11 protein-coding genes are annotated in these 13,621 nt (G+C 65.1%); 10 read left to right on the forward strand and 1 reads right to left on the reverse strand.

Annotation, left to right across the window (positions count from 1 at the left end; translation table 11 throughout):
• Nucleotides 1–25 precede the first annotated feature (25 nt).
• The 10 genes from ASF14_RS05755 (at nt 26) to ASF14_RS05800 (ending at nt 12,829) form a co-directional block, all read left to right on the forward strand.
• On the forward strand, nt 26–2,059 hold the full coding sequence (locus ASF14_RS05755; RefSeq protein WP_018251213.1) for a copper resistance system multicopper oxidase: 2,034 nt from the start codon (nt 26–28) through the stop codon (nt 2,057–2,059).
• Nucleotides 2,056–3,348, forward strand: coding sequence for a copper resistance protein B (locus ASF14_RS05760; protein ID WP_043060765.1), 1,293 nt, complete (start codon nt 2,056–2,058; stop codon nt 3,346–3,348). Before ASF14_RS05755 ends, ASF14_RS05760 begins: the two co-directional genes overlap by 4 nt.
• 15 nt (nt 3,349–3,363) lie before the next feature.
• Nucleotides 3,364–3,948, forward strand: a complete 585-nt coding sequence (locus tag ASF14_RS05765) for a c-type cytochrome (protein WP_024310687.1) — start codon at nt 3,364–3,366, stop codon at nt 3,946–3,948.
• A 25-nt stretch (nt 3,949–3,973) separates the two neighbouring features.
• Nucleotides 3,974–4,711, forward strand: a complete 738-nt coding sequence (locus ASF14_RS05770; RefSeq protein ID WP_017980780.1) for a PepSY domain-containing protein — start codon at nt 3,974–3,976, stop codon at nt 4,709–4,711.
• Between the two features lie 133 nt (nt 4,712–4,844).
• Nucleotides 4,845–5,237 carry a DUF305 domain-containing protein gene (locus ASF14_RS05775; RefSeq protein WP_042469554.1) on the forward strand — a complete coding sequence of 131 codons (393 nt, stop codon included), beginning with the start codon at nt 4,845–4,847 and terminating at the stop codon, nt 5,235–5,237.
• 68 nt (nt 5,238–5,305) lie between these two features.
• Nucleotides 5,306–5,758, forward strand: coding sequence for a DUF411 domain-containing protein (locus tag ASF14_RS05780; protein ID WP_017980778.1), 453 nt, complete (start codon nt 5,306–5,308; stop codon nt 5,756–5,758).
• Between the two features lie 897 nt (nt 5,759–6,655).
• Complete coding sequence (locus tag ASF14_RS05785) at nt 6,656–7,873, forward strand: TolC family protein (protein ID WP_018251210.1); 1,218 nt, start codon at nt 6,656–6,658, stop codon at nt 7,871–7,873.
• Nucleotides 7,870–9,369 carry an efflux RND transporter periplasmic adaptor subunit gene (locus tag ASF14_RS05790; RefSeq protein WP_056432830.1) on the forward strand — a complete coding sequence of 500 codons (1,500 nt, stop codon included), beginning with the start codon at nt 7,870–7,872 and terminating at the stop codon, nt 9,367–9,369. The genes ASF14_RS05785 and ASF14_RS05790 overlap by 4 nt, the downstream gene beginning before the upstream one ends.
• On the forward strand, nt 9,366–12,503 hold the full coding sequence (locus tag ASF14_RS05795) for an efflux RND transporter permease subunit (protein ID WP_018251208.1): 3,138 nt from the start codon (nt 9,366–9,368) through the stop codon (nt 12,501–12,503). The genes ASF14_RS05790 and ASF14_RS05795 overlap by 4 nt, the downstream gene beginning before the upstream one ends.
• On the forward strand, nt 12,503–12,829 hold the full coding sequence (locus tag ASF14_RS05800) for a copper-binding protein (RefSeq protein WP_017980774.1): 327 nt from the start codon (nt 12,503–12,505) through the stop codon (nt 12,827–12,829). The genes ASF14_RS05795 and ASF14_RS05800 overlap by 1 nt, the downstream gene beginning before the upstream one ends.
• A gap of 21 nt (nt 12,830–12,850) precedes the next feature.
• Here ASF14_RS05800 and ASF14_RS05805 read toward each other — a convergent pair whose 3' ends face one another.
• Nucleotides 12,851–13,618, reverse strand: a complete 768-nt coding sequence (locus ASF14_RS05805) for a glutaredoxin family protein (protein WP_017980773.1) — start codon at nt 13,616–13,618, stop codon at nt 12,851–12,853.
• Between the last annotated feature and the right edge of the window lie 3 nt (nt 13,619–13,621).

Raw genomic sequence — 13,621 nt, forward strand, 5'->3', positions numbered from 1 at the left:
CCCGTTCGAGAGCCTTGAGGACCGTATGAGCCGCACTATCGATCGCCGCCAGATGCTTCGCGGCGCCGCCCTTGCTGGCGGTGGCATGGCGCTGACCGCCTATATGCCCGCGTGGGCGCAGCCTGTCTCGGGCGGGATCGTCAAACCGCTGCCGACCGTCTCGGGCACTGACATCGCGCTGACGATCGACAGTTTCAGACTTCCCGTCGACGGCAAGTCGACGCCCGCAATCGGCGTCAACGGCACGGTGCCGGCCCCTCTCATTCGCTTGAAGGAGGGGCAAAAGGTCCGCCTCTCCGTCACCAACAATCTCGACGAGGACAGTTCGATCCACTGGCATGGGCTGCTCGTGCCGTTCGCGATGGACGGCGTGCCCGGCATCAGCTTCCCCGGCATCAAGGCGCGCTCGACCTTCATCTACGAGTTCCCGATCATCCAGTCGGGCACCTACTGGTATCACAGCCATTCCGGCGAGCAGGAGCAGGGCGGACTTTACGGGCCGATCGTGATCGACCCGGCCGGTGCCGATCCGATCGCGTTCGACCGCGAGCATGTGATCGTGCTGTCCGACCACAGCCAGATGACCGGCGAGCAGATTTTCCGGAAGCTGAAGCAGATGGGCGGCGCCTATTTCAACTATCAGCGGCCGACCCTCGCGGGCTTGCTCGCGGGTCGGGAAATGCCGCTCAAGGACCGGATCGAGTGGGGAAAGATGCGAATGGACCCCGCCGACATCGCCGACGTCACCGGCTCGACCTATACCTTCCTGGTCAACGGCTACGGGCCGTATGACAACTGGACGGGGCTGTTCAAGCCGGGCGAGCGGGTCCGCTTGCGGATCATCAACGCCGCGGCGCAGACCAACTTCAACGTCCGCATCCCCGACCTGCCGATGACCGTCGTGCAGGCCGATGGGCAGAATGTCCGTCCGGTGAAGATCGACGAGTTCCAGATCGGCGTTGCCGAGACGTTCGACGTGATCGTGACGCCCGAGGACCGGGCCTACAGCTTCGTCTCCGAGGCTATCGATCGCTCCGGCATGGGCCGGGCGACGCTCGCCCCGCGTGAGGGGATGGTCGCCCCGGTCCCGCCGCTTCGTCCGCGCACGCTGCTGACCATGACCGATATGGGCATGGACATGGGGAGCATGGGCGGGATGCAGGGCATGTCCGGCATGAAGGACGAGAGCCCGGTCGCCACGCGCGGGCCGGACCCCACCTTGATGCAGAACGCCTCGCGCAATCTTTGGAAGCTGACGGGCTGGAAGGGGCCGACCGATCACGGGACGGTCGCGGCAGGCGCAGCGATGGCGGGCATGTCCGGCATGTCGGGCATGGACCACAGCCAGATGGGCGGCGCTGTAATGCCCGGGATGGACCATAGCCAAATGGCAGCGGGCGGTGCTGGCATGGCCGGCATGGACCATAGTGCCATGTCGGGCGGATCGGGCCAGGCTGGCGGCATGGCCGGGATGGACCACGGGTCGGGTGGCGGCATGAACATGAACATGCGCGACCCGAAGAATGCGCCGGGCGTGAAGATGGGGCCGGGCGTGCAGACCATCTCCCCGATGCCGAAGGACCGTAGCGGTGAACCGCCCCAGGGTCTGGAGGGCCTGGATCACCGCGTCCTCACCTATCGCGACCTCGTTTCGCTCGCGCCCAACCCCGACGTGCGCGCGCCGTCGCGTCAGTTCGAGATCCATCTGACCGGTAACATGGAGCGCTACATGTGGGGCTTCGACGGGCAGAAGCTGAGCGATCCCGCCGACCCCATCCCGTTCCGCAAAGGCGAGCGGGCGCGGGTGACGTTGGTCAACGATACGATGATGCCGCACCCCATCCATCTCCACGGCCATTTCTTCGAGCTGGTGACGGGGCACGGCAATCATGCGCCGCGCAAGCACACCGTCAACGTGCCGCCTGGAGGCAAGATGACCTTTGATCTGACCGCCGATGCACCCGGCGATTGGGCGTTCCACTGTCACAATCTCTACCACATGACCGCAGGCATGATGCGCGTCGTCACCGTTCGCCCGTTCGCGGGAGAGGCGGCATGAACCGGCTGACCGCGGCGCTCGCCGCCGCCACCATGCTCGGCATCGCCGGTCCTGTCGCCGCTCAGTCGATGCAGGGCATGGATCATTCGGCAATGCCGGGCATGACCATGCCGATGCCTGCGAAAAAGAAGCCGGTGGTGAAGCCCACGGCCAAAGGCAAGCCGGCCAAGACTAGGTCAGCTCCTGCGAGGCGACCATCAGCTTCGACGACGAAACGCCGCGCCGCGCCAACGGCCGGCATGAATGGTATGGATCACGGGACCATGCCGGGCATGGATCACTCGTCTATGCCCGGCATGGACCATGCGGCTCCGCAGGGCTCACAGCAGGGCATGGAAGCCATGCCGGGGATGCAGATGCCCGGAAACGGCCAAACGGTCCCTCAGGGCTCCCAGCAGCCGATGCAGGGCATGGACCATTCGGCGATGCCGGGGATGACCATGCCAGCCGACCAGCACAGCGGCCACGACATGCAGGGCATGTCGGGAATGGCCGGAATGCCAGGCATGGCGGCCGATGGGGTGCAGCAGACTGGCACCGCGCTTCCCGCAGGAAACGCCCCCGCCCCGCCCCTGCCGACCGACCATGCGGCCGACAGCGTTTACGGCGCGGACGCGATGGCGATGGGTCGCCATCACCTTCAGCAGCATCACGGCGGTCAAAACTTCAGCCAGGTGCTATTGAACCTCGCTGAGTATCAATTCCGCAACGGTCGTGACGGCTATCGCTGGGATGGCGAGGCGTGGTTCGGGGGTGACATCAACCGCCTCTTCATCAAGTCTGAGGGCGAGGGAGCCTTCCGCGAGGGCATCGAGAGCGCCGAGGTGCAGGCGCTCTATAGCCGGACCATTGGCCCTTATTTCAATCTACAAGCGGGTGTCCGCCAGGATTTGGGGCCGTCCCCGAAACGCACCTATGCGACCGTCGGGCTGGAGGGGCTGGCACCGGGCTTCTTCGAGCTAGAGGGCGCGGTATTCCTGTCCAACAAGGGCGACCTGCTAGGGCGGCTTGAGGGCTATTACGACCAGCGCATCACCCAGCGGCTGATCCTGCAACCGCGCGCCGAGCTCAATTTCGCTGCGCAGGACGTGCCGGAAAACCGGATCGGATCGGGCCTATCCAACGCCGAGCTTGGATTGCGGCTGCGTTATGAGATCCGGCGCGAGTTCGCCCCCTATGTCGGCGTGTCATGGGATCGCCGCTTCGGCGACACCGCCCGCTACGCGCGCGCCGATGGGGATCGCGCAACGTCCAAGAGCATCGTCGCCGGCGTTCGTGTCTGGTTCTGATCGATGGAGGAACAGATGGCTCAAGACGGCAGGCGCTCGATAAGGCAGCACTTCCCGAGCCTGCCGTTCGTAGGCGCCCTGGCGATCGTCCTGGCGCTGGGCGCAGCCGCGTTTATCTACCTTGGCGTGTATAACATCGCGGCCGACGAACCGCACACGCCGGCGGTCTATTCAATGCTCGAACGCCTGCGCGATCGGTCGATTGAGGCACGCGCGCGCGGCATAACACCCCCGGCCGATCTGGCATCGGCGCAGCGCGTGTCAGTCGGCGCGGGCCTTTACGGAGAAATGTGTTCCGGTTGCCATCTCGGCCCCGGCGTCGAGAAATCCGAGATGAGCCAGGGCCTCTATCCACAGGCGCCGGAACTCGCGCGCGCTCAAGATCTCACCCCCGCCCAGCAATTCTGGATCATCAAGCACGGGGTGAAGCTCAGCGCCATGCCGGCATGGGGCAAGACGCATCCCGACCCCCTAATTTGGAATATGGTCGCGTTCGTCCGCAAGCTCCCCGGCATGACGCCCGAACAGTATAAGGCACTGGTCGCGAGCGCCCCGGCCGATCACGACGAGATGATGAAGGACATGCCGGGTATGAAGTGACCCCGGCGACGAGGTTGAGGGAGGAGTGGTTCTGAAAAGCGCGAAACTGAGGCTGCATCTACTCGCGAGCCGCACGCACAAATGGCTCGCGATCATCATCGGCGCGCAGCTCCTGCTATGGTTCGCAAGCGGCGCCCTGATGAGCTTCCTGCCGATCGATCGGGTGCATGGCGATCACCTCGTTGACCGCAAAGCCGCGGCGCCCCTTCCCCGCGGCAGCACGTTCGCCCCACCATCGGCGATCGTAGGCGCAGCAGATGCGCCCATCGAGGCCATCACCTATCGCATGTGGCTTGGCCGCCCGGTCGCCGAGGTCGCGACAGCCAAGGGAACGCGCCTGTTCGACGCCGCGACGGGCCAAGCGCTGCCAGCACCAACGGCTCGTGAGGCCGAGGAGATCGCGCGTTTGGCATGGCGTGGCGGTGCTCGACCAGCGGCGAAGGTAGAGCGGATCGAGCGCGCCAGCCCCGAATATCGCGGCACGCTCCCCGCCTGGCGCGTCGCGTTCGCCGACCTCGATTCCACCCGCGTCTTTGTCGCGGCCGACACCGGTCGGATCTCGGCTGTCCGAACCGGCACTTGGCGGCTCTACGACTTCTTCTGGGGCCTTCACATCATGGATTGGACGAATCACGAGAACTTCAACACGCCCTGGCTGCTCGCCTTCGCGATCGGTGGGCTTGCGCTTTGGTTAGGGGGGGCAGTGCTTCTCTACATGCGATGGCCCAAAACGCGGCGTCGCAACATCGTGATCGAGGCATAATATACGCGGCTCAGGAGCGTAGCCCTCGGAAATAAAGTCCTGTTTCCTGACAATTTCTCGCGCGTTCTAGCACCCCGGGTGAGGGATAGCCGCCTCGCACGCGTAGAAGTCTTAGAACCCAGGGAGATCAATAATGCGCTTCGCACCAACATTCGCAGCTTTGGCGCTGCTCGCCACGCCCGCCCTCGCGCAGCAGAGCGGCGGAATGCAGGGCATGAACCACGGTCAGATGGCCGGCATGAACCACGACGACATGGCGGGCATGATGGCCGGCAATCCCTACGGCCAGGCCGAGATGGACATGCATCAGAAGATGATGGCGGCCAAGCAGGGCGACGCGGCCGAAATGTGGACGCGCAAGATGATCGAGCATCACCGAGGCGCCATCGCCATGTCGCGCGTTGCGGTGCGTGACGCGCGCGACGCCGAGACCAAGCGCATGGCGCAGATGACGATCACGAAACAGGAAAAGGATATTGCCGAGCTGCAGGCGTGGCTCAGCAAGCACGGCAAGCGCCCGCAATAAGGGAGCGCTGCCCCGCCCTGTCGATCCCCCTACCCCCCGGCAGGGCGGGGATTTCCTTTTAGGAGCTGATGATGAAGAATGGTGTTCGTGGCGCCGTCGCCGCCTTGCTAATGACCATCCCAGCGGTCGCATCGGCCGCGGCCGACATCGCCATGCACCGCGATCCGGGTTGCGGCTGTTGCGAGAAATGGGCGGCGCAGGTGCGTCAGCAGTTCGGCCGCAAGGTCCAGATCATCGACGATGATCGCCGTGAGGTGCTGCAGCGTAAGATCGGCCTGCCCGCTGACCTCGCGTCCTGCCATACCGCGATCATCGACGGCATGGCGTTTGAGGGACATGTCCCGATCGCGGACATGAAGCGCGCGCTGGCCCAGCATCCTAAAGGCGTGCGCGGCTTGGCCGTGGCCGGAATGCCGATGGGCTCACCGGGCATGGAGGTGCCCGGCATGAGAACCCAGCCCTATGACGTCATTGCGTTCGGTGCCGCTGGCCGGCGTGTCTTTGCTAGCCACGGCGCCTAAACGACAGGTTGTCTTGTGAGCGGCAAATCTTCCCCGGCGCTTCATGCCGGCACTACGGCACCCGGCAAACCACCCGTATTGACCTCGGCGTTGACAATTGGGATAGTATCCGGGTGTTGAAAGCTCGTCTTTCTCTCTTGCTTCTTGTTGGAGCGTTGCTTGGCCTTTTGGGCCAAGGAATTGCGTATGCGGCCGGCCCATCGCTCTCACCCAAGATGGCGATGAGCCATGTCACCCCATCCCGCATGGATTGCGCGGGTATGGCGACCCCGGATCCGTCATCGGAACACCCATGCAAAGGACTGACGCTGGCGTGTATCGCCCAAATGGGATGCGTTGTTCCCATGACGTTTGAGGAGCCGGCAAGAGTGCTGAAGCGCTCGATCGCATCTCAAATCGTTATCTGGCCTGCCAGCCGGGCACTTGCCGGCCTCAACGTCGCTCCCGAGCCCGAACCGCCTACCGTTTGATCGAGTCAAGCCGTGTCAGGCTGCAGCCGTTCGCCGGTTGCGGCTCTGCCGATTTTAAATCTCGATCAAATTGGAAAGTGACATGAAAACGTTCATCTTGGCGGTATTTGCCGCTAGCCTCGCCGCGTCGGCAGCGACGGCGGCCACATCTGAAAATAAAAGCAATGGTCATTGGGAGTGGCGTTCCAATTACCAGCCGGGCCCGCGGGCGCCGCTTCAAGCCCCACGTCGCGTATGGGTTACGGACGTTCCCCAGTCGAGCGCCTGCGTGTGCCCGATGATGGAACGCGGTCGCGACGCCTGCATGTCAATGAAGGGCGGCCAGTCAACTTAAGCTGGCGAGCCTGAACAGGTGCCGGGCTCCGATCAACCATTTGGAGCCCGGCCATCATTATGACATGAAGGGACTAGAGGGATGCGCGCATCCATGATGCTCGCGGTCGCCGCGCTCACGACGAGCGCCGCGCACGCGCAGACACTTACCTATGACCAAGCGCTGCGCGATGCGGTTGCCAACGCCCCGGGAGCGGTTGCCGGTCGCGCGGGGGTCAGCGCCGCCCAAGCCGATGCACGTGCGGCGGGAAGCCTTCCGGACCCCCGTGTGTCGATCGGAATCGAGAATTATCCTGTCTCTGGGCCACCCGCCTTCTCCCTATCCAGAGACGACATGACGATGGGGCGTGTCGGTTTCCAACAGGACCTACCCAACCTTGCCAAGCGTCATGCCGCGCAAGCGCAGGCACGCGCCGTGATCGCAACGGCAGAAGCATCGCAAGCGACCAAGCTCCGGGAGGTGCGATTGGGAGCGGGGCAGGCATGGATCGACCTTGCTTATGCCGAGCGTCGACTAGCTGCCCTCGACACCGTTCTGCTATTCCTTCGATCTCTCCCTTCCGCTGCGCGGGCCGCCGTGACGACCGGTTCGGTCCGCCCTGGTCAGACACTGACGACCGATCAGGAGATCGCGGCACTCGACGACCGCCGCGACGAGTTGATGGCCGCCGTTGCGCGCGCCCGCGCGATGCTGGCTCGCTGGACCGGCGTATCGGCGCCCGAGATTGCCGGCGATATGCCCGCGATCGATCTGGCTCCGGCGCGGCTGCGGGACGCGCTCAGCCTTCACTCCGACATGGTTCTCGCCGAGGCCGGTATTCAGCGCGCCCAGGCCGACGTGGATGCGGCGCGAGCGGAGAAGCGACCCGATTGGGGGGTAGAGGTAGCTTATCAACGCCGTGACCCCCGGTATGGCGACATGGTGTCGGCGGGAGTTTCGATGAGCCTGCCGCTGTTCGCTCGATCGCGTCAGAACCCGCGCATCGAAGCCCGCAAATCCGCACAGGCGCAGGCCGAGGCCGCGCGCGAAGAAACCCGGCGCACATTGGCAGCCGATCTGGAGGCCGCGCTGGCGGACCACCAAATGCATCACAGCCAATGGCAGCGCGCGCGCGACGTGCTCCTTCCGCTCGCTCGGAAGCGAGCCGATCTGGAGATAGCGAGCTACTCTGCCGGTCGCGCGAGTCTTGCGGATGCCATCGAAGCCAAGACCGCGCTCGCCGACGCCGAGCTGACCGTGCTCGACCGTGAGGCGCTCGTCGCCGCAGACTCTGTCCGCCTCACCATTACCTTCGGGAGCGCCGATCGATGAGCGACACTACCATTACCCGCGCCCGCCTTGTCACCGCGGTAAGCGCGCTGGTGCTGGTCGCAGGGGGCGTGGGCTTCGGGCTCGCGAAACTTGGCACGTCCTCGGCTGCCGATCAAACGGCATCCCCAGCCCCGCAGAAGAAGATCCTCTACTGGTATGATCCGATGATCCCGGGGGAGCGGCACGACGGCCCGGGTCTCTCGTCGATGAGGATGAAACTGATCCCCCGCTATGCCGACGAGGGCGCAGGCGGTAGCGCCGCACCGGGCGTAGCGATCGATCCGGCCAGCCTCCAGCGGCTCGGCGCGCGGATCGTCACGGTCGAACGCGGATCGTTGTCAAACTCGGCCTCGGCAACCGGCAGCATCGAGTTCAATGACCGCAACGTTGCGGTCGTGCAGGCACGCAGCGGCGGCTTCGTTCAGCGCGTCTATGCGCGCGCGCCAGGCGATGTCGTGCCGGCAGGCGCCCCGCTCGCCGATATCCTTGTGCCCGAATGGGCGGGCGCGCAGGCGGAGTATCTCGCCGTGCGCCGCACCGGGGATGCCGGGCTCACGCGGGCGGCACGAGAGCGCCTGTTGCTTCTCGGGATGCCCGCCGGATCGATTGCATCGGCGGAGTGGCGCGGCCGACCGCAAGGTGTGACGACGATCAGCACGCCCGTGGGGGGCGTCATCAAGACGCTCGGCGTCCGACAGGGGATGACGGTCGCGCAAGGACAGACACTGGCGGAGGTGAACGGCCTCGCCACCGTGTGGCTGAACGCGGCTGTCCCTGAGGCCCTCGCAGGAAACCTGCGGATCGGCACGCCCGTCATCGCCACGCTGGCGGCTTTCCCGGGCGAAAGCTTCAGGGGCCGCATCGCTGCGATCCTGCCCCAGGCCGAGGCAGCGAGCCGCACGCTCACAATCCGCGTCGAGCTCCCCAACCGTGCCGGCCGGTTGCGCCCCGGTATGTTCGCCAGCGTGGCGCTCGACCAGGGGAGCCGCGATGCACTCCTTGTTCCGAGTGAGGCCGTGATCCGGACCGGCCGGCGCACACTCGTCATGTTGGCAGGGCCGGGTGGACGCTTTCGACCCGCCGAGGTTCGCACTGGCGCAGAAGGCGGCGGCAAAACCGAGATAGTCGCCGGCCTGACCGAGGGTGAGAAGGTTGTCGCGTCGGGCCAGTTCCTGATCGACTCCGAAGCGCGCCTCGCTGGCCTCGATGCGCGTCCGATTGGTGTCGAAGCGTCACCCGCAACAAAGCCGGCCGTGAAACCCACCGCGTCGATCTATGAGACGGTCGGCAGCATCGAGGCGATCGATCGCAGTTCCGTCACCCTGTCCCATCAGCCCGTTCCGGCGATCGGCTGGCCGGCCATGACAATGACGTTCCGCGTCGCCGATCCCGCGTTGGTGCGTGGGTATCGCAAGGGTGAGCGGGTGCGGTTCGGCTTTGATCAACCCGCCGATGGTCCAACGCTGCGCCGCATGACGCGCGAGGCTGGGCGATGATTGCCGCGATCATCCGCTGGTCGGTCGCGAACCGCTTCCTCGTCGTCCTGGCGGCCATCGCGCTCGCCATGGCCGGGGTGTTCGCAATGCGTGCCACCCCCGTCGATGCGCTCCCCGACCTGTCCGACACGCAGGTCATCATCCGCACGAGCTGGCCGGGCCAAGCCCCGCAGATCGTCGAGAACCAGGTGACGTATCCGCTCACCACGACGATGCTGTCCGTGCCTGGCGCGAAAACCGTGCGCGGCTATTCGTTCTTCGGCGACAGCTACGTCTATGTCCTCTTCGAGGATGGGACCGACCTCTATTGGGCGCGCTCACGCGTGCTGGAGTATCTGAGCCAGGTGCAGGGACGGCTTCCCCAAGGCGCGCAGGCCGCGCTGGGTCCTGATGCGACGGGGGTCGGCTGGGTCTATGAATACACGCTGTTGGACCGCACCGGCCGCCGTGACCTGTCGCAGCTCCGATCCTTGCAGGACTGGTTCCTACGTTATGAACTGAAAACGCTGCCCGGCGTTGCGGAGGTGGCGAGCATCGGCGGAATGGTGAAGCAATATCAGGTGCTGCTCGACCCGACGCGGCTCGCCGCATTCGGTGTCACGCACACTCAGGCCGTCGATGCCATTCGCCGCGCCAATCAGGAGGCCGGCGGGTCCGTCCTCGAGCTGGGCGAAGCCGAATATATGGTGCGCGCGTCGGGTTACTTGCGCACCGTCGACGATTTCCGCGCGATCCCGCTCAAGGTCGCCGGTGCCGGCGTCCCCGTTACCTTGGGCGACGTCGCGTCGATCCAGATCGGCCCCGAGATGCGCCGCGGCATCGCCGAGCTGAACGGCGAAGGCGAGGTCGCGGGCGGAGTCGTCATCCTGCGTCAGGGCAAGAATGCACGGCAGACGATCGAAGCCGTCAAGGCCAAGCTCGCGGAACTGAAAGCGAGCCTTCCCCCCGGCGTCGAGATCGTCACCACCTATGACCGCTCGCAATTGATCGACCGCGCGGTGGAGAATTTGACGGGCAAGCTGATCGAGGAGTTCGTCGTCGTCGCGATCATCTGCGGGTTGTTTCTGTGGCATGTCCGGTCTGCGCTGGTCGCGATCGTCACCTTGCCTCTGGGGGTGCTCGCGGCCTTGCTCGTCATGCGTGTGCAGGGGGTGAACGCCAACATCATGTCTTTGGGCGGTATCGCCATCGCGATCGGCGCGATGGTCGATGCCGCGATCGTGATGATCGAGAACGCGCACAAGCGGATCGAGCGATGGGAACACGACCATCCGGGCGTGGCGCTGGCGGGCGAGGAACGCTGGCGCGTCATCACCGAGGCCGCGGCCGAGGTCGGGCCGGCGCTGTTCTTCAGCCTCGTCATCATCACGCTGTCGTTCGTGCCGGTGTTCACGCTCGAAGCGCAGGAGGGACGGCTGTTCGCCCCGCTCGCCTTCACCAAGAGCTATGCGATGGCGGCAGCGGCGATCCTGTCGGTAACGCTCGTGCCGGTCCTGATGGGATGGCTGATCCGGGGACGCATTCCGGCCGAGAACGACAACATTATCAACCGCGTGCTCACCCGTGCCTATCGCCCGGCGCTCGACCGCGTGTTGGCGCGGCCTTGGGCGGCGATCGGCATCGCCGCCCTGGTACTGGCGACGACGGCATGGCCGCTGACCCGATTGGGTGGCGAGTTCATCCCGACGATGGATGAGGGCGATCTGCTCTACATGCCGTCCGCGCTTCCCGGCCTTTCGGCCGCGAGCGCCTCGGCCCTGCTCCAGCGCACAGACCGGCTGATAAAAACCGTTCCCGAGGTCAAAACCGTGTTCGGCAAAGCCGGACGCGCCGAGACCGCGACCGACCCGGCACCGCTCGAGATGTTCGAGACGACCATCCAATTCAAGCCGCGCGATCAATGGCGCGCGGGGATGACGCCGGCAAAGCTGGTGGAGGAGCTGGACCGCACAGTGCGCGTGCCCGGCCTCACGAACGTATGGGTGCCTCCGATCCGCAATCGGATCGATATGCTCGCGACCGGCATCAAGAGTCCCATCGGGGTGAAAGTGTCGGGGTCCAACCTCTCCGAGCTGGACCGCATCGCCGGCAGCATCGAACGTGTAGCCAGGACCGTGCCGGGCGTCAGCTCGGCATTGGCAGAACGGTTGACCGGAGGCCGCTATGTCGATGTCGATATCGATCGGGTGACCGCGGGGCGCTACGGTCTCAACATCGCCGATGTGCAGGAGATTGTGTCCGGCGCGATCGGCGGCGAGACGATCGGCCAGACGGTGGAGGGCCTTGCCCGCTACCCGATCAGCGTCCGCTACCCCCGCGAGCTGCGTGACAGTCTGGAGGGACTGCGAACTCTCCCAATCGTCACCGCATCGGGTCAGCAGATCACACTCGGCACCGTCGCATCCGTGTCGATCGCGGAAGGTCCACCGATGCTCAAGACGGAAAATGGTCGACTCTCGACATGGGTCTATGTCGACGTGCGCGGGCGCGACCTGGCCTCCACGGTCGCCGATCTGCGCCGTGCTGTTGGCAAAGATGTTCGGCTCAGCCCCGGCGTCTCGATCGCCTATTCCGGACAATTCGAGTATCTGCAGCGTGCCGAGGCTCGGTTGATGCTCGTCGTGCCGGCGACACTCGCGATCATCTTCCTTCTCCTCTACCTTACCTTCGGTCGCCTCGACGAGGCGGCGCTTATCATGGGCACACTGCCCTTCGCGCTGACCGGCGGCATCTGGACATTATGGCTGCTCGGCTATGCGCAATCGGTCGCCACAGGTGTCGGGTTCATCGCGCTCGCCGGCGTGTCGGCGGAGTTCGGCGTCGTCATGCTGATCTACCTGAAACACGCATTGGCCGAGCGCGGGCCGTCACCGTCGGGCGAGCAAGTATCGGAAGCGATCAGGGAGGGCGCGCTGTTGCGGGTACGTCCCAAGGCGATGACCGTCGCTGTCATCGTCGCCGGGCTGTTCCCCGTGCTGATCGGGCATGGCGCCGGATCGGAGGTGATGAGCCGGATCGCCGCGCCGATGATCGGTGGAATGCTGACCGCCCCTTTCCTCTCCATGTTCATCCTGCCAGCCGCCTACTTGCTCTTGCGGCGGCGAGCTTCAACCCGCCCCGAAAGGAAGATCTGATGAAAGCCACTTTCTCCATGCGCGCCGCATTCATGCTACTAGTCACGCCGATCGCAGCGAGCGCTCTTGCTCAAGGCAGCAGGCCGGCTGCATCGGCTGTAAAATCCGGCAGCGGATCGGGGACGATCACTGCCGTCGACGCGAAAGGTGGAACCGTAACCATCAAGCACGGCCCGATCCCGACGATCGGCTGGCCCGCAATGACGATGACCTTCCGGGCATCCCCCCCGACCCTGCTCAAGGGACTGCGGTCGGGGCAGCGGGTCGCATTCACCGCCAAGGCGAAGGGTATGACGGCAGAAGTTACGGCGATCAGCCCGCATTGACGACGCGTGCCGACCTTCGCGTCAGTGCGCCATCGCCAGCACGGGCGGCGCAGCGATCATCCACAGCGCCATCGCGACCATCATCAGGTTTTCGGTGAGCGAGATGAAGCCGAGCGGCACGTTGCTGTCCCCGCCCACGCACGCGCATTTCAGCTCACGCTTGTCGATGTAGACGGCCTTGAACACCGACACCGCGCCGATCGTACCGATAACGAGCGCGACGGGCACCGACAGCCAGGTCAACGCGCCGGCTGCCATCAGGACGCCCGCCGCTCCTTCCGCGTAGGGATAGACATAGGAATAGGGCACCCAGCGCTTCGCGAGCAGATCGTAGTTGAGGAACATGCTCGAGAAGCTCTCGACGTTCTGGAGCTTGAGCATCGCCAGAGCGCACATCGAGAACGCGATGAACCATTCACCCGCCCGCACCGTGAAGGGCGTGCCGAGTACCGCATAGCTGGCGGCGAGCGCCATCAGCGCCGTCATCGCGAACACGGCAATCACCGGGCGATAGGTGACGGCCTTGGGGTCGCGGACCATCTTGCCGAAGAAGCGGCGCAGATCGTCATAGCCGCCGACCCGCTCCCCGGCGATAAAGATCTGCGGGGTCGTCTTGACGCCGTGCTTCGCCTTGAAAGCGTCGGTTTCTTCCCGCGTCATCAGCCAATGGTCATCGACCGCATAGCCTTCCCGGCGCAGAAGATCCTTCGCCTTCAGCCCGAAAGGGCAGGTATGTTCCGGCATCACCATCCGGTAGATCGTCGCCTGTTTGGCGGGGGCGCTCGCCATGCC

It is taken from the genome of Sphingomonas sp. Leaf257, from assembly GCF_001422185.1.
In the GTDB taxonomy this organism is placed as follows: Bacteria; Pseudomonadota; Alphaproteobacteria; order Sphingomonadales; family Sphingomonadaceae; genus Sphingomonas; species Sphingomonas yabuuchiae.